Source organism: Nonomuraea sp. KM88, assembly GCF_052245635.1.
Lineage (GTDB): Bacteria > Actinomycetota > Actinomycetes > Streptosporangiales > Streptosporangiaceae > Nonomuraea.
The window spans coordinates 672,325-693,808 of the sequence record NZ_JBQQCC010000002.1 but is presented as its reverse complement, the minus strand read 5'-3'; the positions used below and the strand labels follow the sequence as shown (position 1 = coordinate 693,808).

Genomic DNA, 21,484 nt, shown 5'->3' with positions numbered 1-21,484 from the left:
CACGGCACTTCCCTGTCATGGAGCTCGCAAGGGAGCTCAGTGGGGATATGTCAGCCTAAAGGGGATTCATGAGGTAGGCGGCGAACGCCACGGACGCGAGTGACACCAGCAGGAAGAAGAACACGTAGAACCCGCCCGGCAGGATCGTCAGCCGGGCGAGCTGGTCGGCGTCGGAGTCACGGGCCTGGCGCCGGTGCCGCTTGCGCTGCAGCTCGATGATCGGGCGGATCCCGCCGAACAGCAGGAACCAGACCGCCACCAGGGCCACGACCTGCTGCACCTCGGCCGGCGCGTACATGATCAGGGCGAACACCGCGCCGCCGGTGGCCAGCAGGATCAGGGCGCCGTACAGGTTGCGGATGAGCAGCAGCATGCAGACCAGGAACAGCAGCACGACCCAGATCAGCAGCGTGATGCGGCCCTGCTCGGTCAGCCACGCCGCGGCCAGGCCCAGCAGCGAAGGCGCGAGATAGCCGGCCAGCGCGGTCAGCACCATGCCGGGACCGGTGGGCCTGCCCCTGGTCAGGGTGACGCCCGAGGTGTCGGAGTGCAGGCGGATGCCTTCGAGCTTGCGGCGGGTGGCCAGCGCCATCAGCGCGTGGCCGCCCTCGTGGGCGATCGTGATCAGGCCTCTGGACAGCTGCCAGGGCAGCCGGAAACCGACGAGCACGAGCGCGGCGAGAGCCGAGACCGCCACGACCCAGGGGTCGGGGTCGGGCTGAACCTCGATCAGGTGGGCCCAGAACTTGTCCATCGAGGGAAAACCCTATCCAGGTAAAGTCCTTCCCGTGGCCACGGAACGACATTCTGACGCGGAGGTGCCGGACTGGTGGCGGGGCCTCGGTTTGCCCGGCCTGATCGACCTGCACGTCCACTTCCTGCCCGACCGCATGCAGCGGCGGGTCTGGCACCACTTCCGCCACGGCGGCCCGCTGGTGGGCGACGGCTGGAAGATCGAGTACGAGTGGCCGGTGGAGGAGCGGCTGGCGCGGCTGAGGGAGATGAGTGTGCGCACGTTCCCCGCCCTGGCCTACGCCCACAAACCGGACATGGCCGCCGATCTCAACAGCTGGACCCTCGACTTCGCCCGCCGTACACCGGAATGTCTCCCGTCGGCGACCTTCTACCCCGAGCCTGGAGTCGTGGACTACGTGCGCCGGGCGCTCACGGACGGCGCCCGGATCTTCAAGGTGCACCTGCAGGTCGGCGGGTTCGACCCGCGGAGCGAGGACCTGGACGAGGTGTGGGGGCTGCTGGCGGAGGCCGGGGTGCCGGTGGTGACGCACGCCAGCTCGGTGCCCGTACCCGGAGGTCACGTCGGCGCCGAGCCGATCGGTCAGGTGCTGCGCCGCCATCCCGGGCTCCGGCTGGTGATCGCGCACCTGGGGATGCCGGAGTACGACCCGTTCTTCGAGCTGGCCGGACGTTACGCACGGGTCGCGCTGGACACCACGATGGCGTTCACCGACTTCGCCGAGCGCGGCATGCCGTTCCCCGCCCGGCTGCGGCCCGCGCTGCTTGATCTCGGGCTCGCGGGGAAGGTGGTGCTCGGCAGCGACTTCCCGACCATCCCGTACTCCTACGCGCACCAGCTCGACGCGCTCGCCCGGCTCGACCTCGGCGACGCCTGGCTCAGGGCCGTGTGCTGGGACAACGGCGCGGACATGATCTGATGGGAAAGTGAACGATCGGCACGTGGCGCTCATCAGCGCCTTCTACGACGCTCTGGGGCGGGCGGACTTCGCGTCCATGGAGAGCTGCTACCACCCCGAGGTCAGTTTCGGCGACCCCATCTTCCAGGAGGTGGAGGGGCGCGAAAGGGTCATGCGGATGTGGCGGCTGCAGCTCGGCGTCCGCGACGGGCTGAAGTCCGCCTATCGTGACGTGACGGCGGACGACCACAGCGGCGCCGCGCACTGGACGGCCCGCTACACCTTCTCGCGCACGGGACGCGAGGTCGTCAACGAGATCGACGCGCTGTTCAGGTTCGAGGACGGCCTGATCATCCGCCACCACGACGAGTTCGACTTCAGGCGCTGGTCGAAGATGGCGCTGGGCAGGCCGCACGGGCTGCTGTTCGGCTGGACGCCGATGTGGCGCAAGTCCATCAGGGACCGGGCGGTGCAGCAGCTCGACGAGTTCAGGCCCGCGTAACCGTCGGGAAGGCCGTTGGGAGGGGCATGGCCAGGGTCAGAGGCTTCAGGCGTGGCACGGACGCGCGCGAGGAGGCGCCCGAGCTCTCCATGGACCCGCGCGCTTCGGAGGAGCCGCCCGACCGGCCGACCGTCATCGACAACGCGATCTACCGCGACGGCGAGCGCGTCGACAATCCGGGCTCGCTCGCCGACGCCTTCGAACGCCTCAAGCAGGAGCCGGGCAGCATGGCCTGGATCGGCCTCTACCGGCCGAAGGAATGGGAGCTGGTCAAGCTCGGCGAGGAGTTCGAGCTGCACGAGCTGGCGCTGGAGGACGCCATCGTCGGCTCCCAGCGGCCCAAGGCCGACCGATACGGCGACACGCTGTTCGTGGTGCTGCGGGCCGCACGCTACCTCGACGACGTGGAGGAGGTCGCGTTCGGGGAGCTGCACTTCTTCGTCGGCCCCAACTTCGTGATCACCGTACGCCACGCGGAGGCCCCCGACCTGCACGGTGTGCGCCGGCGTATGGAGTCCGACCCCGACCTACTGCGGCAGGGCCCGCAGGCCGTGCTCTACGCCATCCTCGACACCATCGTCGACGGCTACGCGCCGGTGGTGGCCGGGCTGCAGAAGGACATCGAGGAGATCGAGGTCCAGGTCTTCGGCGGCGACCCCTCGGTCTCCCGCCGCGTCTACGAGCTGTCAGGCGAGGTGATCGAGTTCCAGCGGGCCACGGCGCCGCTGGTCGGGATGATCCACGGGTTCATCGCGGGAGCGGCGAAATACGGCGTGACCAGCGAGCTCGAGAGCTATCTGCGTGACGTGGCCGACCACGCGATCACGGTGGCGGAGCGCATCTCGTCCTTCCGGCAGACGTTGCAGAACATCCTCATCGTCAACTCGACGCTCGTCACGCAGGCGCAGAACGAGGAGATGGCGAGGATGACGGAGGCGAGCATCAGGCAGGGCGAGGAGGTCAAGAAGATCTCCGCCTGGGCCGCCATCCTCTTCGCGCCCACCCTGGTCGGCACCATTTACGGGATGAACTTCGACGTCATGCCCGAAACCCACTGGGCGTTCGGCTACCCGTTCGCCATCCTGCTCATGGCGGCGGTCTGCCTGGTGCTCTACACCGTCTTCAAACGCCGCGACTGGCTCTGACCGGCAGCTCGATCCCGTTCAGGCCGGGCAACTCCGGACGAGCCTGCGGCAGCGCAGGGTCTCGTCCAGCTGACGGACATGGGTGGTATCCGCCCACGGATTCGGCCGGGCTCGTGCTTGCCGGATCTCGTCGGTGAGCCGGATCGAACTGTGCTGCCCGGTGATGCCTGCGGCTTCCGTGAGCTTGGCCACCGCCTCGGGGACCTCCTTCGCCTGGGCCAAGGCGGAGACATATCGAGCGAGCACGAGCCCATGGCGTCTCTCGTACTTCGGGCCGATGCCCGCCAGAAGCTGCTCGGCCAAGCTGAGCGAGCTACCGCTTCCAGGCCCGGGCGCTGGGACCGGACGGCATCCCGGCCGTCACCGACCCCCGGCAAGCCGCCGATCACCTGGACCTGGCTGCCATGTCCGTCATGGTCCACGGCCTCAGCCGCAATGTCGTCGAGGCGTTCGCCACAGCGCTGGCCGACGCCCACAACGACCACGCTCCGAAGTATTATCAACACGCCTACAGCATGGCCGCGCCCGAGATCCGGCGCCTCATGGAGGAGACATGACGTCCACCGACTGGCCCGTCTACAGCCCCTTCGCCCGCGAGCACTACGGCCGCGGCCTCGCAGAAGGCAGGACCGAGTGCAAGGCGGAAGAAGCAGCCAAGTCGGTGTTGCTCGTGCTGACAGCCCGCAGCCTCGACATCTCAGAGGGCGCCCGCGTCCGGATCCGCTCCTGCACCGACCTGGCCCAGCTCGAAACCTGGGTCACTCGGGCGGCCACCGCCCAAACCCTTCAGGACCTGTTCACCTGAGCACGCCCCGCTTCTCATCTGCTCTGAGTGGAGGCCATCGGCATCCCGGCAGAGTTGTGAGAGTCGCCACCGAATCCCGGGGGGCGGCTCACCATGTTGCCGCGATCACGATGCCGACCACGACCACGGAGACGATGGCGACGCGCAGCGCGGCGAGCGTACGCCTCCGGCCGGTGGTGATCACTTGTGGTCCTCAGGCGTCCGGGCCGAGGCGCTCTTCCAGTCGTTCGAGGCGCTGGACGAACGGCTGGAGCTCCTGACGGATCGCAGCCGCCAGTCTCGCCTGCACGGCGGACTCGCCCGCCGCCTGCCCGGCCGGGGGCGCGGGGGCGTCCTGCTGGGCTTGGGCGCGCAGGTGGACGTATCCCGCGAGGGCCGCCACCACCGCGCGCCGGGTGAGCCGGGGCTCGGCGCCCAGCCCGCGCAAGACCTGGCCGGCGATCCCGTCGGGCTCGGTGACGAGGCCGAGCAGAAGATGCTCACAGCCGACGTAGTTGTGGCCGAGGGAGGTGGCCTCGGTGACGGTGAACTCCAGGGCGTTGGCGGCCTCCGTGCTCAGCGCCAGCGGCGCGGCGCCGTCCGTGGCCGTGGCGGCGCCCTCAGGCCGCCGGGCCGGTCGGTGGCGGGACAGGTCGCGCCCGACCTGCTCTGGGTCGATTTCCATGGCGCGAAGCACATGCAGCGCCAGGTTGGCGCCGTCGGCCAGCATGCCGGCGAGCAGGTGCTCGGTGCCGACGCTGGTGGCCCCGTCGGCTCTGGCCGCCTCCTGGGCCAGCTTGACCGCCACGACACGAGTCCTGGGAGTGAGGTGGGCCAGCGCTCCGGTCGGCTCGTCGAGGTCTTGGGGGACCAGGGCCATCTCCCTGATGGCGGTCACCCGGCGCACCGCCTGCTCCAGGGCGCGCTGGCAGATCGCCGACACCGGGACGCCGGCCTGCTTGACGGCCTCGGCGAGATCGTCAGGGAGGTACACATTGATCTTAGGCATACCCCCACCCTAACCCCAATGGGGTGCCATATGCCAACAGCATAGCCGTGCCCGATATCCGACACCTCATGGAGGAGATCATGACGTCCACCGACTGGCCCGTCTACAGCCCCTTCGCCCGCGAGCACTACGGCCGCGGCCTCGAAGAAGGCCGCATCAAAGCCAGGGCAGAAGGCAGGGCGGAGCAAGCCGCCACGTCAGTGTTGCTCGTACTGGAAGCCCGTGGTTCGACCTCCCGGAAGACGCCCGCGCCCGGATCATCTCCTGCACCGACCTGGCCCAGCTCGAGGTCTGGGTCGAACGCGCGGCCACCACGCAGACCCTTCAGGATCTGTTCACCTGAGCCCCTGTCCCTGAGGCGAAGACCAGTCGTCAGCAGTCCGGCGAACCGGCGTAAGCCGCCGCTCCTACCTGGGGCGGCGGCTTGTCACGTTTGCGATCACAAGAGCGATGACGGCCCGCGTGCCTTGGGGAAGGCGGGCTGGTCGGGGTGTTAGCAGTTGGGGTGGGAACGTGGCTGAGCGAACATTCCTGGCTCGGTCTCGACGAGAATGCCCTGGTTGACCAGGCGCTTGAGCTTGGCGCGGATGTTCTCGGTGTTCTTCTTCACGATGGGAAGGTCCAGCGCCTGGCAGAGGTCACGAGCTCGTAGTGGGCGGCCGAGGTCGGCGAAGGCGTCCAGGACCTGCGGGTAGGCGGGGTGGTCGGGGACCACGGGAGGCGGTGGGACCGGCTCAGGTCCTGGTTCGTCGGCGAGGGACAGCAGGGTCTTACGGGTGATCCGCAAGCGCTCGATCGCTTCGTGCAGTTCGCCGAGGTGCGCGACCATGGCGTCGATCTCCGCCTGGGCCTGCTCGATCTGGCCGGTCAGGGCCCGCTCGCGGGCGTCGACCTTGTTCAACAGCCACGTGCCGGGGTCCGGTTCCTGTGCATCTGGCCTGGTCATGTCGACCGCCACGACGGTGCGGGGGTGCGATTCAGCCGGCGGGACATCACGTCGGTCATCGCCCAGTACACCCGTGATTCGGAGCTGGCCGGCAGGTGTTCATAGTCGCGGACCAGGCGCCGGTGCAGCATCAAGGTGCCGTACGTCTGCTCGACGATCCATCGTTTCGGCTGGGGGACGAACCCGGTGTCGGCGGGGTTGCGTTCGACGATCTCCACGTCGATCCCGAGCCCGGCCCCATGGTCGACGACCGTGTTCTTGAACCCCTGATCGACCAAGGCTTTGGTCACCGTGCCGGAGGCCTGGGCTGCGACCCGGTCCAGCAGAGCGGTCCCGGCGGCGTTCTCGTGCGCGGAGGCGGCCAGCACGGGCGCCGGAGCCGTAGAAGAAGAACCCCAGCACGGCGCCGAACACCAGGTGGGCGAACAGCTCGAACGGCTGGTTGGCGTCGCCCTCGTTGCACCCGACAGCTTCGCCAACCTCACCATCCGCCAAACGCCTCGTAACCACCAAGCCGAGCAGCTTCGCCACGAGTTCGGCGTCATCGGGCACGGTCCCCACGGCGCACGCCTGGCCCAGCAACTACTCGAGCACGTACAGACCTGGGATCACGAATGGCGTTACCGCCGTTGATCTGCCGGCGAATGACCGGGCATCCGCCGGCCTCCTTCCTCCAGCCAATCCGGCTGAACGGGACCGGCATGCGCGACGTCAGCATCCGGGACTACGGAGTCCCCGGCGGCTCTATAGGCGGAGCAGCGTGACGCTCCAGGTGGCTATCCAGATTCCCCAGCCGAACGCGCCGATGAGGCCGGCCTGCCACAGCCGGTTGCCGCCGTCGACGTTGTACGGACTCGCCGAAGCGGCGATGAACAGCACGGCGGCGCTGATGTAGCCGAGCCAGGCGTGCCAGGTGGCGATGACCCCGGCACCGACGCCGGCTGTGGTGAATCCCAGGATCGCGAGCGCCAGGAACACCTGGTTGAACCCCACGAGCACATTGCTCAGGCCCCACAGCCCTCCCATCGCCGTTCGGCCATGCCGGGCGGCAGCGACCATTCCGAACCGGAGTGCCTCCGCACACATGAACACGGCGTTCTGCATGAGCACGCCGGCGAAACCTACGAGGGCCCATGCGGTCGTGCCGGTTCCGCCGCGCCACAGCGTCGAAAGCAGCCCGGCGGCGAAAATCGTGGTGGATACCCACGCGACCGGCACGATCACCGACATTCGCTTGAACGCGCTGCCGAGACGGGCGAAGGAGTCTGTGACCGCGTCCAAGTCCTTGTCCGATGTCGGGAACAGGACGCCGACCCGGACGTACATGTAGTTGAGGACGGCCAGCATTAGCACGAATGTCATGCCGCCCAGCCCCGCCAAGGTGGTAAAGCCCATCAGAGCTCCTCCAGTGTGACCTCATAGGTGATCGGTGTGTTCCGGTGGTCGATTCGGGCGAAAATCCAGAATCGGGTCCGGAACCCCTTGTCGGCCGAGTGGCCGGGCGGTCGAGCTCGACCTCGAACGGACGGACCGATGAGCTTGCCCGTCGGCGTCGAGGGTGCGAGTGCCGCCTCCGGGTCGCGTGCCAGCCGCTTGGCCTTCGCGGCCTTGGGCGGCGTCATGAAGTAGACCTTGCCGTCCTTGATTCGTAAGTTGACCGGCGTGCCCACTCCGCTGCCGTCGTCCCGGTACGTGGTGAGTCGGGCAACGCCGGATGTGTTCAACGATTCAACGCTCATTGCGGTCCTTCCGGGGTCAGCAGTTCCCGGCGGAGCGCCTCGACCCACCAGCGCTCGATGTCGCCGGGCGCCCAGCCGCGCTCGGTGAGCGTGGTGTAGACATCGATGTTGCACAGGGCGGCGTAGATGTCGACGGCGGTCGCCACCTCCAGGCCGGGCCGTAGGATGCCCTCCGGCCATGATGAGAACGCCTGGGTGCGGGTGTCGTCGGCCCGCCGGCGGCCCTGTTCGTAGAAGGTGGCGAGCTCAGGCTCGGTTCTGCCGGCCTCACGGAGGAGGGCGATCACGTCTCCGGCGCGTTCGAAGAGCCGGCGGTCATAGCCGGCCATCGTGGCCAGGTGCTGCCGCGGATCCGTGATGGAGGCGAGTTCGCCGACCATCTGAGGCAGGCCGGCGGAGAGGTCTACGACATCGACCAGGGCCTGGACCAGGCCCGTCTTGCTCCTGAAACGCGGCATAGACGGTTGGCGCCGAAACGCCCGTCTGGCGTGCCACGTCCCGGATGGTGGCCGCCGCCCACCCCCGCGCGAAGAACAGCCGGCGAGCGGAGTCAGCGATCTCGGCCCGGGTCTGCTCCGCTTGCGTCAGTCGCGTCGCCGAGTTGTAGCTCCGCCGTCTTGGCTCATCATCCATGACTTGCTCCTTTCCACTATGCCTATTCAATATAACAGGTGAAAAGTCATTTCGGGCAGGCGTGAGCTTCACTGTTCTGGCCGGCTTCGGGGTATCGCCCTCGTGGTGCCGCTCGGCCTCGCACTCGGCGAACGCTTCGGCCGGCTGCGCCGCCGCAGTGCCGTGCAGACGCAGCCCCCGCTGTGCTGCGGCACCATGCCTCGGCGCGCACCTGGGCATCGGCCAGATCGGCGAAGTCCTCACCGGGGAAGAGGTTCGCGCATGCGCGCCACCATCCGCTCCGCCCGAGGCTTCTCCCTGGGCGAGCGCTCCCGCGCCGGGTAGGTGGTGAAACCGGCAGGTTGGGCCGGACAGTGAGATTGACGCCTTCGGGGTCCACGACGGGAGGTCCCAGCGTGACGGCAACCGTCCTGATGGAGGCAACTCGGTGGGTAACCGCAGCGGTTATCGCGTCGAGCGTGTCCTTGCACCTCGTTGGCGAAGCGATGCCTTGCATCGTTCATGTGGAGCCATTCCAGAGGGATGGCGCCGAGCACGCCGGCGGCTTCGAGTTCGGGAGGCGTATTCGTGGATGGCCGGCTGGTCATCCACGAGGATGTGCCACGTGCAGAAGGAGCGAGCAGCGTGCCAGCCTGGTCGCCACCATCAGCGGTCACGGGTCTCATTCCCGTCCGCGGAATCTCCTTCGCTCTCGCGAAGTCGTCGCTCGGAAAGCGTCCGTCGATAATCTTGGCGCCCAGTACCACAGCGTTCCGGCATCTGCTCCCGCGCGAACAGGGTGTCGGCGCCTCGGGCGATGCAGGACACTCCCGTCATAGGTTCACCCTGCTGCGAGAGGTGGTCGCTGATCGCCGCAGAGATGGGCGAAACCGTCGCAGAGGACAGGTTCATACGGCCAGCTACTCCGATGTGAATCGTCAGCGCCTTCGTCAGTGTTGATCGTCAGCGTGCCGGTGCGAGGGGCCAGCGTCGGCACCAACGGCGGTCTGCCACGATCCGGGTCCAAGATGCGCACCCGCGAGGGCATGGCGCTGCGAAGAAGAACGGCAAGTTGACGGGCAAGCAGCCCAAACTCTCCGAGCCCGCCCGGCGCTCCATCCGCCGGCGATACGCCGAGGGCGAAGTATCCCTGGCCGACCTGGTTGCCGAGTACAGCGTCGGACGCTCCACCATCCACCGCATCATCCACGGCGGTCCAGAGACCTCCAGATAGAGCGATCACACGCCAAAGCCGGACTTCACACTTCACCCAAGATCATTCTCACCGCCTACGGCTGTTCGCCACCACGTTCGCCGTGGCCATGGTGAGCATGCTGTTCGGCTGGATCGGCCAGGAGCTGCGGCTCGACCGATGGATCGTCAACCTGTCGATCTTCGAGCACGTGCCGGAACTTCCCGGCGGGGACATGGCGATCACGCCGCTGATCGTCATGACCGTCGCCGCGGCGGGCCTCACCGCGGTCCGCCTTGCCGGCCTCGAACGACGTGACGTGCCCAGCTGAAACACGGCTCCACACAGTGATGCTGGAGGCGCGGCCCCGAGCGGACCGCTGCGCGACGACTCGGCCGCACTGAGGCGCAGGATGGGCTCGAGCAGGCCGGGGAAGCGCTAGCCGAGATCGTCGCCGCGCGGCCGGATCCGCCGGTGCCGGCCGTCGACCGTCATGCTGATCAGCCCGGCCTCGCGCAGCATCCTCCAGTGATTGGACCGCGTCGACATCGGCACGTCCAAACCGTCAGCGAGGAAGGTCGACGCCCGCGAGCAAGCCCTGACCGGCCAGATCGAGCAGGCCCAGGCGGAGATCGACGCCATGGTCGCGCACCTCGGCGAACTGCACGAAGCGATCGAGCACCTGCGGATCACCCGCAAGACCCTGCTGTCCCTCGCCGACGAACCAGGACCCGAGCCGGCCCCACCGCCTCCCGTGGTCCCCGACCACCCCGCCTACCCGCAGGTCCTGGACGCCTTCGCCGACCTCGGCCGCCCACTACGAACTCGTGACCTCTGCCAGGCGCTGGACCTTCCCATCGTGAAGAAGAACACCGAGAACATCCGCGCCAAGCTCAAGCGCCTGGTCAACCAGGGCATTCTCGTCGAAACCGAGCCAGGAATGTTCGCTCAGCCACGTTCCCACCCCAACTGCTAACACCCCGACCAGCCCGCCTTCCCCAAGGCAAAGGACGAGAGGGACATCAACTCGCGTAACGCCCTCTCAGGCTGTCGTAGCCGTACACGACGATGGAGTGACCGAGGCCCTTGCGCAGGTTTCTGCCCTTGTTCCATGGCAGTTCCGCCGCCCAGACGTCGAGGATCGGTGCCCGGCGCAGGACGCCGACGTCGTACGACACCCGGGACATGGGGTCAGCGGCCTGTTGACGACGTCCGTGACAAGGGAGCATTCATACCCGCGCGACTTCACGTAGGCGTTGAGCGCGGCCATCGAGTTCTTGAACTTCGTGCCGCCGCTCGCGGTCTTCATCCTCTTGGCCAGGGTGGCCTGGCCGACCTAATGCGCCACGCTTCGGCACACCCAGCCAGCCGGTGGGCTGGTGGAGGATCAGCCACGCTGGCTGTACGGCGGCTGGAGGGTGACGGGACCGCCGGGCGTGCGCACGGTCAGCGAGCCGTCGGAGCGCGACAGCGAGGGCTCGGCGACGCCGGGCACGATCACGGTCAGCACGCGGGCAGTCTCGGGAGACAGCACGGTGACGACCTCCGACGTGCGCAGGTAACCGGGCGAGATCAGGCCCGGGCGCACCGCCTGGCCGGCGCCGGGGAACTGCAGCAGCGTCACGTGGAAGTCCCCGTCACCGAGCACGATCGTCCCCTCGCGCCGGGACACGAGCCTGAGGGAGGGGTCGAAGTGCCACAGACTGCGCAGGACGCCCGAAGGCACGGAGTCGTGCACGGCCATCAGGTCCGGGCCGTGGCAGACGAGGACATGCCGGGTCCTGGGCACCCCGTAGGCGTCGTCGGCCAGCTCGAAGGACTGGCGCGACGGCCCGATCGCGGAGCTCACCAGGCGCGTGGCGGTGCCGGGGCGGAAGGTCCCGGAGACGACCGGCACGTTGTGCGCCTCCGGCGAGCGGGTCCACTGCGCGTACCCGGTGTGCTCGTAGGAGTGGAAGCCGGCCTCCACCAGGATCCGCCTGCCGTGGGCGCTGTAGGTGACCCCGAGATGGTCCTCGTGCCCGTGCAGCCGCCGCCCGGGACCGAACCTGATCGAGTAGTGGGCGGAGGCGGGGTCGTCCCACGCGGTCCTGCCGAAGACGTAACCGCCGTCGAACACCCGCACCACCGGCCCTTCGCGGGGGAAGCCGACCGCGCGCACGTCGGCGGGCCCGTCGCCGATCGGGACGAGGCGGCCGTCGGGCTGGGTGGCGTGCGCGACGTACGCCTCCAGCGCCGCCCGCCTGGCGACCAGCCGCGCGGGCGGTTCCGCGCCGCTCTCGCGGATCGCCCGCAGGGCCACGCCGAGCCTGCGGTGCACGTACAGGCCGTAGCGGGGGGCCTGCTCGTGCAGCACGCCCTGCGCGTCGATGGCCAGCTCGGCCGAGGCGGTCATCCTGCGCACGGCGAGGTCCCGCCACCGGGTACGCCCGAGCCGGCAGCCGACGGCCAGCAGCGCGATGTCCTGGTCCAGGCCGTGGTTGTGGCCCTCGCGGTAGAGCGCCGGGTCGGCCAGGAGTTCACCGTGCGCGGCCAGGGAGTCCCACAACCAGCGGGCGCGCACGTGCTCGCTGAGGCACACGAGCACGGGCGCGCGCAGCGCGACCGCGTGCTCGGCCCACGCCCACGGGCTGACGCCCTGGCCGCCGCGCGGGTTCGCGCCGGCCCAGTGGCCGGCCAGGGTGCGGGCGCGGTCGAGGTAGGCGGGCTCCCCCGTCCGCTCGTACTCGGCGACCAGGCGGCCCAGCCAGCGCAGCGTGTGCAGGTTCAGCGCCCACGAGCGGTTGCCGTGCGGGTTCGCGGCCCAGTCGACGTCCGTGCCGAGCTCGACGGCCGGCTGCCCGGCGAACCTGACCAGCCCGCGCATCACCTCCTTCACCTTGATCACGGGAAACGGGTCGCTCAGGCAGATGGCCCTGCCTGACGTGGTGCGGGCACGCCGGAACACGTCGTGGCTCCTGTGAGAGGACGCGCGAGACCCGCGCGCCGCGCCGATGGATGCGGGCGGGGAAGGCTAGGGGAGGTCCGGTCCCCGGTCGGTCCAGCCCGCCCCGAGCACGATCTCGGAGCGCCCGCCGTGGCCGCCGTCCTCGCAGGACAACACCTGCGAGGTGACCGGGTCGATGATCAGGGTCCGCTCGACGCCGGAGGGCAGGTCGAACGAGAACGCCTCGCCGGCGCGCCCCCGCGCGTCCTGCCGCGCGCCCAGGTAGCGGACCTCGGGCAGGTCGGCGAGCGCCCGGTAGGCGGCCGCGCGCACCCCCGGCGTGGACGGCTTGGTCCACAGCAGGCCGCTGAGCGCGTCGGCCAGCAGCCCCTCCGAACCGGCGGGCAGGATCGCGGCGACGCGCGCGCGCAGCGCCGCGGCGTCGGACGGCAGGGCCTGGATCTGCTGGTACGTCAGGTCGCGCCCGGCCATGCTGAACGGCGACCGGCCGGTGACGCGGGTGATCTCGCCCTGCTCGGCGATCCACGCCCGGCCCCGCCTGGTCACCCAGAGCTCGGTCACCCTGGTGCCGCCGTGCAGCTTGCTGACGTGCCAGTAGGTGCCTTCCGACCCGGTGGCCGCCGCCGTGGTGGCCGCCGACAACAGGACCGAGCGGCCGTCGATGTGGCGTTCCGGAAGCCCAGGTATGACGAAGGCGAGCGCGAGGGCCGTCGCGACGGCGGGGACCGCCAGCCATGGCAGCCGGCTGCGCCGCCGCCCCGCCTGCACCCGCCGCCACACCCTGGCCTGGTCGTGCGGCCCCGGACGCGGCTCACCGTACAGGTCGCGCACGCGTGCCAGCTCATCCATGGACGCGCACCTCCCCGAGCAGCGCCCGCAGCTTCTTCCTCGCCCGGTTCAGGCGGGAGCCGACGGTGCCGTACGGGATGCCGAGCGCGGAGGCGATCTCGTCGTGGCTCAGCCCGGCGAGCGCGACCAGCAGCAGCACGTCTCGGTCGCGCCGGTCGAGCTCGGCCAGGGCGGCGGCGAGCTCAGGCCGCAGGCTCTGGGCACTGACCCGGACGGCCACCGAGTCCTCGTGCCCGGGCGTGTCCATGTCGGGGCCGCAGCGGCCGAGGGCGCGCAGGGTGCGGGCCTCGAGGCGGCGGTGCTTGCCGATGAGGTTGGTGGCGATGCCGTACAGCCAGGCGCGCACGCCCGTTCTCGACGGATCGTAACGGTCGCGTTTGCGGAACGCCGTGAGGAACGTCTCGGCGACGATGTCGTCCGCGTGGTCGGCGCCGAGCCGCTGCGCGACGTAGGTGTGGATCTCCGCGAAGTGGGCGTCGAACACCGCCGCGAACGCCTCGGTGCCGTCCAGCACGCCTGGTGGATGTGCGGCCGCCCAGGGCACCGGCTTCACGATCGTCTCCCCCGTCATGTGCACCCTTCCGGTGTGTCAGTCGTCATCTGATATCACCCGACACGCCGTTCTGCTTTCACGGTGGCGCTGTACCGGGGGTCAGGAGGGGGTCAGCGCAGGAGGAGGCGGTCGCGCAGGCGGGTGGTGAGCGGGGTGCCGGCGCGGACGGCTCCGCGGATGGCGTCGCTGCGCTGCCAGGCCGCGGTGGCGGGGTCGGTGACGTCGCCGGGCGCGTACCGAACGCAGGCGGCCCGGCGGCGCGGCAGGCGCTCGCGGCACCTACGCCGCCTGCGGCACCGGCATCCCGGCGAGGATCTCGCCGAGCGCCGCCGCGGTGGTGACCTCGCGCAGCTCCGCCTCGGGCGTGAGGATCAGGCGGTGCGCGAGCACCGGTACGGCCAGTGCTTTGACGTCCTCGGGGACGACGTAGTGGCGTCCGGCGGCGGCGGCCTTGACCCTGGCCGCGCGCAGCAGCGCGAGGCTGCCCCGGGGGCTGGCGCCGAGCCGCAGGTGCGGGCTGGTCCGGGTGGCGGCGCACACCGCCACGATGTAGTCGTAGACGGGGTCGGCCACATGGATGTGCGAGGCGAAGTCGATCATCCCGGACACGTCCGACGCCCGCGCCACCACGGGCAGCCGCTCGACCTGCGGCCCGGTCGGCATGCCCTTGAGCACCTCGACCTCGGAGACGTGGTCGGGGTAGCCGACGGAGATCTTCATCAGGAACCGGTCGAGCTGGGCCTCGGGCAACGGGTACGTGCCGTCCATGTCGACGGGGTTCTGCGTGGCCACCACCAGGAACGGACGGGGCACCGGATGCGGTTCGGCGTCCACCGTGACCCTGCGCTCCTCCATGACCTCCAGCAGCGCGGCCTGGGTCTTCGGCGAGGCCCGGTTGATCTCGTCGGCGAGCACGATGTTCGCGAAGACGGGCCCGTGGTGGAACTCGAACTTCTGGTGCGCCTGGTTGTAGATCGACACACCGGTGATGTCGCTCGGCAGCAGGTCGGGGGTGAACTGGATGCGTCGCCACTCGGCGTCCACGCTGGCGGCGACGCACCGGGCGAGCGTGGTCTTGCCGGTGCCCGGCACGTCCTCGACGAGCAGGTGCCCCTCGGAGAACAGGCAGATCAGGGCCAGCTCGATGGCCTCGTGCTTGCCGCGGATGATGCGCTCGATGTTGGCGGCGAGCAGCTGGAAGCGCTGGGCGAACTGGCCGGCCAGCTGGGCCGGTTGCTGCGGCGGCTGCTGGTACGGCTGCACCGTCTGCCCGAACTGGTCCTGGTGGTTGTACTGGGTCAACTGAGTCCCCTTCTCAGCCGGTGCACTCGTAGAGCGGCGCGGCCGGGAACCCGCCGCGCGGTGTGGCCATCAGAGTCTCCCGAGAGGACCGTCGCCTTCGGGCACCGCGACCGGGCACGTGGCCACCACGGAGGCGATCATCGCCGTGCCCCGATCACCTCGGAGCATGCGCGTCCGCACCGCTAACTCCCCGTATGCACAGTTACAGAGCTTTTGCCCCCGCCTTACCGGGCATCACCTTAGCGCTCAGCCGTCGCTTGCGCGTATGTACTCGCTGGTACGGGCATGGGTTCGCCAGGAGACGGCGGAGAGTGTCGGTGCGAAGCCGTACCTTAGTCCCCGTGCCAGAACAGCCTCTGACCCTCGACGCCGTCCTCACCGACGAGGCGGTCCTGTCGACCTACCGCCGCATGTTCGCCGCGCTGGCCCGCGACAGCGGGGCGGTGGTCGACGATCCGGCCCTGGTCGACATCGCCGAGACGTTGTTCGCCGCGTTCGCCGAGGCGGGCGAGGAGTGGCTGACGCACGAGCAGATGCGCTTCGCCTGCCGGGCCCACCCCACCGACCAGTTCGACAACCGGCTGCGTGTGCTCAAGGGGCTCGGGGCGATCCGCGAGGTGTTTCCCAAGCCCAATCAGCTGCGTTACCGGGCGTCGTTCACCAGCGTGGTCGGGCTGATGTTCATCCGGCGGATGATGGACGACGGCGGCCAGTCGGAGATGCACCGGCTGCTCGCGCTCGAAGACCTCAACGTCGCCGACCCGCGCACCACGATGGAGGAGGCCGGGCAGAGCGCGGTCAACCTGACGCGGGCGTTCCGGCTGTGGGCGCTGGAGCTGATCACTCTCACCATGGGCACCATCGAGGAGCTGCGCGAGCAGGCGCCCAAGCTGTGGGGCACCGAGGAGATCGCGCGGCGCGCGCAGGGGCTGCACGGCACGATCCTGACCCGCTGGCCGCAGCTCGACCGGGTCTGCACCGACCTGCGCGCGGCGATCTACGCCTACAGCGACGCCTCGCGCCGGGCCGCCGGGCGGCTGGCCGACTCCGCGGGCACCACGCGCAACCTGACACTGCTGCCGACCGAGACGTGGCGCACGTTCGCGCAGACCGCCTCCAGGGAGCAGCTGGCGGCGGTGCTCGACGGGGTCGTCTTCGACGCGCCCGCGCCCTGGCACGATCCCGCCGCCATCGCCCGCGCCGTCGACGAGGCGCCGCGGCCCGCGCCCGCCCAGCCCACTCCCCCGCGTTCCAACCTGCCCGATCCGGGGCCCGGCGACGCGCTCGACACCTCGCCCGACGCGGCCACGGAGCGGCTGACGCAGGTCGCCGAGTCGCTGCTGGGCGACGCCTCCCGGGTGGTGCTGGCCGACGTGCTCGGCTCCGACTGGCCGTCGGCGCGCCGCGTGCTCGCCGACCTGACGACGCTCGACCTGCGGCCCGAGCTGCCCTACCGGCTGACGTGGGCCGACGGGCTCACGATCGCCCCGGAGCGCGAGCCCGCCTGGTTGTCCCACGGCTATCTGGAGCGCGCCCGATGACCGAAGACGCGGCGATGGCGCACGCGCGGGCACGGTCCACCGGGCCGCTGTGGCTGAGGGCAGGGGCCGTCCCGCCGCCGGGGATGGCGCGGCTGACGCGCCCCGACTCCACCGGGCAGGCGCTGCCGGTGTGGCCCGACGGGGTGACGCCGTCCCTGCTGGACGAGCACCAGGTCGCTCCCCTGCCCGTGGAGCGCTCCGGCGAGACCCGGCGGGTGCTCGCCGCCGTGCTCAAATGTTGCTGGACCGACCTGTCCGCCGACCCGTGGCCGGGCCGTCCCGCGCCGGTGGAGCTGGTGCTCGACACCTACCGCGCGCTGATCGGCCGCACCGACGACCTGATGCGCAACTGGGCGGTCGGCGCGCTGCGCCGCCTGCACGACTCGGCCTGGATCGTCATGGACGACGGCGTCGTCTGCCCGGGCCCGCGCTGTGCTCTCTGGCCGGTCGAGTCCCATGCCCAGCTGCAGGAGCTGGTCCGGCGGCTGCCCGAGCCCGAGCGCCCCGAGCTGACCGTGGTGGGCGATGCCGACATCGTGGCCGCCGCCTCGGAAAGCGCGCCGGAGCCGGCGGCGGAGCCAGGAGGCCGGGTCGAGGCAGGCGCGGCGGAGTTCGACGACCTGCTGAGCGGCTACGACGAGCGGCGTCGGGCGGAGCTGGTGGCGGCGTTCATGGTGGTGGAGCACGCGGCAGAGCCGGTGCAGGAGGCTCGCTTCGCCGCCCTGCGCGACCCGGCGCTGCGGCACACGCTGGGCGAGATGCTGGCCCGGCGCGGCCGTACACTCGTCCAGCACCGCGAACGCTGGATCTCCGGCTACGACGACGCCTGCGCCGCCGCCCTCACCGTGTCCACCCCGGGCATCGAAATCGGCGTCGGTGGTGCCGGAGCCGTCGAGGTGTCCGCCCACGCCGAGCCGGCGGACCGTGGCGAGGGCGCGCACGCCCGGGGAGACGCGCACCTCGCCGAGGCGGGGGCGCGGCTCGGGGTGAGCGAGCGGGCCGTGCTGACGCTCGTCCTGGTGCACTCCGTGGCGATCCCGAGGGCCGAGGGGCTGCTGCCCGAGGACAGCTGGCTGTCACCGCACCCCACGCCGGTCGACGAACTGCGCCGCCACACCCAGCTGCCGATCGGCGAGCTGGAGGCGGCGTTGCGGGCGCTGCGGCAGGCGGGGCTGCTGGGCCAGGTGAAGGCCGGTGAGGAGGCGGGCGGCTACGTGCCGGGGCCGCAGTTCCACCGGCTCACCCCGGCGGCTCGGCGCCGCCTGCAGGAGGAGCTGATCCTGGCCGCTGGGCCGAGCACCCCGCTCGCGGCGGCCGTACGCGCGCGCAGGTCAGCGCGGTGAAGATGACGGATGGAAGGGTAACGGGGGTACGAGTGTCGCAGGTGGAGAACGTCGTCGGAGACCGCGTACTGATCGCCGTGCAAGCGGTCAACATCTCGCGGCTCTCGACCCATCCGGTGCCCACCGTGCCCGGCACGCTCATCGTCGTGGCCGGCGCCGGGCCCAAAGACTCCAACGGCGCCGGCAAGTCATCGTTCATCGCCTCGATCACGGCGCTGCTCGGTGATGAGCAGTGGCGATTCGCGTCGGGCGCGAAGGCGGTGTCCGAGCTGCTGTTCAACGCCGAGCTGGCCAGCGGCGCCGGGTCCCGCCAGTGGGCGAGCGCCGACCACGGCTACATCGTGGGCGTGTTCGGGCCGCCCGGCATGGACGGCTTCGCACCGGCGGACCACGGCGCCGCTCCCACGGCCCACGCCCCGGAGACCGGGGCGGCGTCCGGCCCTCAGGACGACGCCGCATCCGGCGGCCCGGTCCCCCGCCGTGCCGCATCAGAAGGCCCGGCGTCCGACCTCTCCGTGACCGCGGACGCCGGGTCCGGCAGCTCCGCCTCCGGAGGGGAGGGGGCGTTCGTTCTCGGGGATCCCGGAGCGGGCGCGGAGTTGTTCGAGGTGCCCGATACCTCGGGCGGGGCGCTCACCGTGTGGCTCAAGGTCAACCAGGAGGCGCCGCACCTGGAGATCAGGTGGCGGGAGGGCGTGCACCTGGCGGCGTCCCCGTCGGAGGCCGAGCGGGTGGCCCGCGCCGACGAGATCTGGGCGTCGCTGCCGAAGTCGGCCGGGCGGCGCGACGTCGTGGCCCGCGACTTGACCAAGGTGCTCTACGGCGACCGGGTCAGGTGCGTGTCGTTCCTGTCCACGTCCGTGCGCAGCAAGGTCGCCACCAACCTGCTCTCCCAGCCGCTCAACGAGATCTCCCCCGAGCGCGTCTTCGAAGCCATCGCCGCGCTCACCGGCCTGGACGCCGAGCTGGAGCAGGAGCGGGAGGCCCGGCGCGACGAGCACGCCAGGCGGGTGCGCGCTGCGCGGGCCGCCGATCGGCTGGCCGAGTTCGAGTCGGAGTCGAAGGCGTTGCTGACCACGTTCGACCGGCGCGACCAGGCCAGGGTACGGCTGGCGGACGCGTTGCGGTGCTGGCGGGGCAGGCTGGCGCGCAAGCTGGCCGACGCCGCGGGCAAGGACGACGTCCTGGCCGCCGGCCTCCAGCGGCACGTCGCGGCGGAGGAGGCCGCGGCCGGGTCGATCGCCATGGTCAAGGCGGAGATCACGACCTTGCGGGAGGACACCCTCGACCGGCAGGTCTCCCAGGCGCGCAAGGAGCTGGCGGCGATGCAGGCGCGGGCCGCGAAGCTGGACGCCGACCGCGCGGTGGCGGAGAACTCCGCCGACGAGCTGCGCGGGCTGATCCCGGCGCTGGAGGAGAGCCGCAGGTTCGCGGACGGGCGTGACGTGCCCGCGGCCGAGCGGGAGCTGCGGGAGGCGCGGCTGCGGCTGAACGAGGCGCTCAAGGCGCTCGGGGTGGCCGACCAGGAGGTGTCGTCCGCTCAGGCGGCGCTCGACGATGCCGAGGGCGGACCGGCTGCGGCCCAGCTCAACGCGCTGACGGCGGCGGGGATCGGCGCGACGGGCCTCCTCGACGCCCTCGACGTGGCCGAACAGGCCCGCGACTCCGCGAGCCCCGCCCAGGAGCCCGTCCAGGAGCCCGTCCAGGAGCCCGTCCAGGAGTCCGCACGGCAGAAGGCGCCGGACGACGCCGGAGATCTGGGCGCCGCGCTCAAGGCGCGTTATGGCAAGGCCGGCGGGCAGCAGGACGGGCGGCCGGGGGCGGTCCCGCTGGGCGAGCTGCGGGGGTGGCCGAACGAGCATGCGGTGATCGTGGACGCGGCGCAGCTCGACGCCGCCGCCGCGGCCCTGGCGGAGCTGCCGGGTTCGGTGCTGGTGAGTGCCGCGGGGGTGAGCGTCGTCGGCGCGTTCGACGGGGTGGCGACGGGGCGTGAGGCCCGCATCAAGGCCGCCGAGCAGCGGCTCAACCGGGCGAAGGACGTCCAGGAGACGGCCGCGCAGGCCGTGCACGACGGGGAGGAGTCCGTCGCCGAGGCGCAACGCCGTCTGGAGGGGGCCAGGGCGGGGGTGCGCCTGGACGAGCTGGAGGCGAAGCTGGCCGAGCGCCGGGCCGGGCTCGGCGAGCTCAATTCCGCCATCGAGGAGCTCGCGCCGAAGGTCGCCGAGGCCGAACGCCAGGCGGGGGCGCTGGACTTCCGCGCCCGCACCCGGGACATGGAGATCGAACGCCTCGAGGGTCGGCGGCAGCGGCACGAGGCCGAGCGGGCGCAGGCCCGTGACCAGGCGGCGAAGGTCACCGCCGAACGCGAGTCGCTCAAGCTCGACGCGCTGGCCGCCGACTGGGGCGGCACGGTCGAGACGGCCCGCGAATGGCTGGCGGCGCTGCCGGAGGAGGAGCGGCCCCGTACGACCGAGGAGTGGTGGCGGATCGCCGAACGCCACCTCGACCAGGCGTTGCGCGACACCTTCCCCGAGGACGACGCGGAGGTCCCCGAAGAGCTGCGGTTCCTGCTGGAGGAGCGGGGCGGGAGCACGGCGCGGGAGCAGGCGACGTTCGCGGCGGTGTGCGGGTCGCTGGCCTCCTACCTTCGAGGTCAGGAGGAGTACGAACGCCACCAGCGCCGGCAGATCGAGGCCCAGCTGGTCTCCAGGCAGCGCGACCTGGCGGCGGCGGCCAGGGGCGCCGAGGAGGCGGCGCAGTCCACGGCCGTGCACCGGGCCGCGCTGACGGCCGCGATCAGGGCGCGGCTGACGCGGGTGGCCGAGGAGTTCGAGAAGCTCGACACCTCGTACGGCGGCTACGGCGCGACGCTCGAGTTCCCGGTGCCGCCCGCGCCCGCCGATCCCGAGCAGCGCTGGCAGTGGCGGGTGACGCCGAAGTGGCGGCGCGGCGAGGGGCAGGGGTTCGTGCCCTACAACCGGCGGGCCAACACCGCGCTCATGGACGAGAAGGCGGTCAAGCTGGTGTGCGCGGCGGCCATCGCCTCGTCCGGAGGCGGGCATCTGTGCCTGGTGCTCGACGAGCTGGGGCGCAACCTGGGCAAGGAGCACCGCAGGGAGGCGGTGGCGCTGTTCAGGAGGATCGGGGAGACGTACGGCATCACGGTGATCGGGGCGCTCCAAGACGACATGGAACCGTACGCGATCGACGCCTGCGGCCAGTACATCAAGTTGCGGCGCTCGTCCGACGCGATGCCGTACAACGAGCCGCCGGTGATCGTCGGGCACGACCAGCACGGCGAGCGCGTGCGGGCGCTCGCCGCGTACGTGGACCGCGGTGTCCCGCCGAAGTGAGCGCTGTGCCGACCG

Annotated in this window: 25 protein-coding genes and 1 pseudogene; 12 read left to right on the top strand and 14 right to left on the bottom strand. The window is 70.9% G+C overall.

The annotated features are described in order from the left end of the window. Window positions 1-55 precede the first annotated feature (55 nt). Window positions 56-754: a M50 family metallopeptidase gene (locus ACTWPV_RS08980; protein WP_347644162.1), complete on the bottom strand. Its 699-nt coding sequence runs from the start codon at window positions 752-754 to the stop codon at window positions 56-58. Window positions 755-788: 34 nt separating this feature from the next. Between ACTWPV_RS08980 and ACTWPV_RS08975 the strand changes: the two genes are divergently transcribed. Genes ACTWPV_RS08975 through ACTWPV_RS08965 form a run of 3 tightly spaced genes read left to right on the top strand, consistent with a single transcriptional unit; the run spans window position 789 to window position 3,299 of the window. After that, window positions 789-1,673 (top strand): amidohydrolase family protein, encoded by an 885-nt coding sequence (locus ACTWPV_RS08975; protein WP_443151347.1) that lies wholly within the window; start codon window positions 789-791, stop codon window positions 1,671-1,673. Window positions 1,674-1,680: 7 nt separating this feature from the next. Next, complete coding sequence (locus tag ACTWPV_RS08970) at window positions 1,681-2,154, top strand: nuclear transport factor 2 family protein (RefSeq protein ID WP_443151346.1); 474 nt, start codon at window positions 1,681-1,683, stop codon at window positions 2,152-2,154. Between the two features lie 26 nt (window positions 2,155-2,180). After that, the gene (locus ACTWPV_RS08965) at window positions 2,181-3,299 is read left to right on the top strand and encodes a magnesium and cobalt transport protein CorA (RefSeq protein WP_443151345.1); all 1,119 of its coding nucleotides are present in this window, start codon (window positions 2,181-2,183) and stop codon (window positions 3,297-3,299) included. Between the two features lie 18 nt (window positions 3,300-3,317). Here ACTWPV_RS08965 and ACTWPV_RS08960 read toward each other — a convergent pair whose 3' ends face one another. After that, window positions 3,318-3,602, bottom strand: a complete 285-nt coding sequence (locus ACTWPV_RS08960) for a hypothetical protein (protein ID WP_443151344.1) — start codon at window positions 3,600-3,602, stop codon at window positions 3,318-3,320. Window positions 3,603-3,703: 101 nt separating this feature from the next. Here ACTWPV_RS08960 and ACTWPV_RS08955 point away from each other — a divergent pair, with 101 nt between their 5' ends. Beyond that, the gene (locus ACTWPV_RS08955; RefSeq protein ID WP_443151343.1) at window positions 3,704-3,856 is read left to right on the top strand and encodes a hypothetical protein; all 153 of its coding nucleotides are present in this window, start codon (window positions 3,704-3,706) and stop codon (window positions 3,854-3,856) included. Next, window positions 3,853-4,104, top strand: a complete 252-nt coding sequence (locus ACTWPV_RS08950) for a hypothetical protein (RefSeq protein WP_443151342.1) — start codon at window positions 3,853-3,855, stop codon at window positions 4,102-4,104. Before ACTWPV_RS08955 ends, ACTWPV_RS08950 begins: the two co-directional genes overlap by 4 nt. A gap of 193 nt (window positions 4,105-4,297) precedes the next feature. Here ACTWPV_RS08950 and ACTWPV_RS08945 read toward each other — a convergent pair whose 3' ends face one another. From ACTWPV_RS08945 to ACTWPV_RS08935, 3 genes are all read right to left on the bottom strand, one after another. After that, the gene (locus tag ACTWPV_RS08945) at window positions 4,298-5,092 is read right to left on the bottom strand and encodes a Clp protease N-terminal domain-containing protein (RefSeq protein WP_443151341.1); all 795 of its coding nucleotides are present in this window, start codon (window positions 5,090-5,092) and stop codon (window positions 4,298-4,300) included. A 493-nt stretch (window positions 5,093-5,585) separates the two neighbouring features. Next, window positions 5,586-6,038 carry a hypothetical protein gene (locus ACTWPV_RS08940; RefSeq protein ID WP_443151340.1) on the bottom strand — a complete coding sequence of 151 codons (453 nt, stop codon included), beginning with the start codon at window positions 6,036-6,038 and terminating at the stop codon, window positions 5,586-5,588. Next, window positions 6,035-6,406 carry a hypothetical protein gene (locus ACTWPV_RS08935; RefSeq protein WP_443151339.1) on the bottom strand — a complete coding sequence of 124 codons (372 nt, stop codon included), beginning with the start codon at window positions 6,404-6,406 and terminating at the stop codon, window positions 6,035-6,037. Before ACTWPV_RS08935 ends, ACTWPV_RS08940 begins: the two co-directional genes overlap by 4 nt. A 49-nt stretch (window positions 6,407-6,455) precedes the next feature. Here ACTWPV_RS08935 and ACTWPV_RS08930 point away from each other — a divergent pair, with 49 nt between their 5' ends. Then, the gene (locus ACTWPV_RS08930; RefSeq protein ID WP_443151338.1) at window positions 6,456-6,671 is read left to right on the top strand and encodes a hypothetical protein; all 216 of its coding nucleotides are present in this window, start codon (window positions 6,456-6,458) and stop codon (window positions 6,669-6,671) included. Window positions 6,672-6,782: 111 nt separating this feature from the next. Here ACTWPV_RS08930 and ACTWPV_RS08925 read toward each other — a convergent pair whose 3' ends face one another. The 4 genes and pseudogenes from ACTWPV_RS08925 to ACTWPV_RS08910 all read right to left on the bottom strand — a co-directional run. Next, entirely contained in the window at window positions 6,783-7,433 is a 651-nt protein-coding gene (locus ACTWPV_RS08925) for a hypothetical protein (protein WP_443151337.1), read from the bottom strand. Then, a complete protein-coding gene (locus ACTWPV_RS08920) occupies window positions 7,433-7,777 on the bottom strand; it encodes a hypothetical protein (RefSeq protein WP_443151336.1) in 345 nt (114 codons plus the stop codon). The genes ACTWPV_RS08925 and ACTWPV_RS08920 overlap by 1 nt, the downstream gene beginning before the upstream one ends. Beyond that, window positions 7,774-8,235, bottom strand: coding sequence for a TetR/AcrR family transcriptional regulator (locus tag ACTWPV_RS08915; protein ID WP_443151466.1), 462 nt, complete (start codon window positions 8,233-8,235; stop codon window positions 7,774-7,776). The genes ACTWPV_RS08920 and ACTWPV_RS08915 overlap by 4 nt, the downstream gene beginning before the upstream one ends. Window positions 8,236-8,275: 40 nt before the next feature. Beyond that, window positions 8,276-8,410 (bottom strand): annotated as a pseudogene (locus ACTWPV_RS08910) (hypothetical protein); the annotation flags it as partial. A gap of 1,051 nt (window positions 8,411-9,461) precedes the next feature. On the opposite strand from ACTWPV_RS08910, the gene ACTWPV_RS08905 reads away from it, so the two are divergent. From ACTWPV_RS08905 to ACTWPV_RS08895, 3 genes are all read left to right on the top strand, one after another. Next, window positions 9,462-9,623 carry a hypothetical protein gene (locus ACTWPV_RS08905; protein WP_443151335.1) on the top strand — a complete coding sequence of 54 codons (162 nt, stop codon included), beginning with the start codon at window positions 9,462-9,464 and terminating at the stop codon, window positions 9,621-9,623. Window positions 9,624-9,705: 82 nt separating this feature from the next. Next, entirely contained in the window at window positions 9,706-9,912 is a 207-nt protein-coding gene (locus ACTWPV_RS08900; protein WP_443151334.1) for a hypothetical protein, read from the top strand. A 201-nt stretch (window positions 9,913-10,113) separates the two neighbouring features. After that, window positions 10,114-10,557, top strand: coding sequence for a hypothetical protein (locus ACTWPV_RS08895; RefSeq protein ID WP_443151333.1), 444 nt, complete (start codon window positions 10,114-10,116; stop codon window positions 10,555-10,557). Window positions 10,558-10,603: 46 nt separating this feature from the next. Here ACTWPV_RS08895 and ACTWPV_RS08890 read toward each other — a convergent pair whose 3' ends face one another. The 5 genes from ACTWPV_RS08890 to ACTWPV_RS08870 all read right to left on the bottom strand — a co-directional run bounded on the left by ACTWPV_RS08890 (window position 10,604) and on the right by ACTWPV_RS08870 (window position 15,232). Continuing rightward, on the bottom strand, window positions 10,604-10,768 hold the full coding sequence (locus ACTWPV_RS08890; RefSeq protein ID WP_443151332.1) for a hypothetical protein: 165 nt from the start codon (window positions 10,766-10,768) through the stop codon (window positions 10,604-10,606). Between the two features lie 200 nt (window positions 10,769-10,968). Then, window positions 10,969-12,528, bottom strand: coding sequence for a heparinase II/III domain-containing protein (locus ACTWPV_RS08885; RefSeq protein WP_443151331.1), 1,560 nt, complete (start codon window positions 12,526-12,528; stop codon window positions 10,969-10,971). A 66-nt stretch (window positions 12,529-12,594) separates the two neighbouring features. Then, complete coding sequence (locus ACTWPV_RS08880) at window positions 12,595-13,377, bottom strand: hypothetical protein (RefSeq protein ID WP_443151330.1); 783 nt, start codon at window positions 13,375-13,377, stop codon at window positions 12,595-12,597. After that, window positions 13,370-13,948: an RNA polymerase sigma factor gene (locus tag ACTWPV_RS08875; protein WP_443151329.1), complete on the bottom strand. Its 579-nt coding sequence runs from the start codon at window positions 13,946-13,948 to the stop codon at window positions 13,370-13,372. Before ACTWPV_RS08875 ends, ACTWPV_RS08880 begins: the two co-directional genes overlap by 8 nt. Before the next feature lie 261 nt (window positions 13,949-14,209). Beyond that, window positions 14,210-15,232, bottom strand: coding sequence for an AAA family ATPase (locus ACTWPV_RS08870; RefSeq protein ID WP_443151328.1), 1,023 nt, complete (start codon window positions 15,230-15,232; stop codon window positions 14,210-14,212). Between the two features lie 341 nt (window positions 15,233-15,573). On the opposite strand from ACTWPV_RS08870, the gene ACTWPV_RS08865 reads away from it, so the two are divergent. The 3 genes from ACTWPV_RS08865 to ACTWPV_RS08855 are packed head-to-tail and all read left to right on the top strand — an operon-like array spanning window position 15,574 to window position 21,469. After that, complete coding sequence (locus ACTWPV_RS08865) at window positions 15,574-16,773, top strand: hypothetical protein (protein WP_443151327.1); 1,200 nt, start codon at window positions 15,574-15,576, stop codon at window positions 16,771-16,773. Beyond that, a complete protein-coding gene (locus ACTWPV_RS08860; protein ID WP_443151326.1) occupies window positions 16,770-18,116 on the top strand; it encodes a hypothetical protein in 1,347 nt (448 codons plus the stop codon). Before ACTWPV_RS08865 ends, ACTWPV_RS08860 begins: the two co-directional genes overlap by 4 nt. 2 nt (window positions 18,117-18,118) lie before the next feature. Further along, window positions 18,119-21,469: a chromosome partitioning protein ParA gene (locus tag ACTWPV_RS08855; protein ID WP_443151325.1), complete on the top strand. Its 3,351-nt coding sequence runs from the start codon at window positions 18,119-18,121 to the stop codon at window positions 21,467-21,469. Window positions 21,470-21,484: the final 15 nt, after the last annotated feature.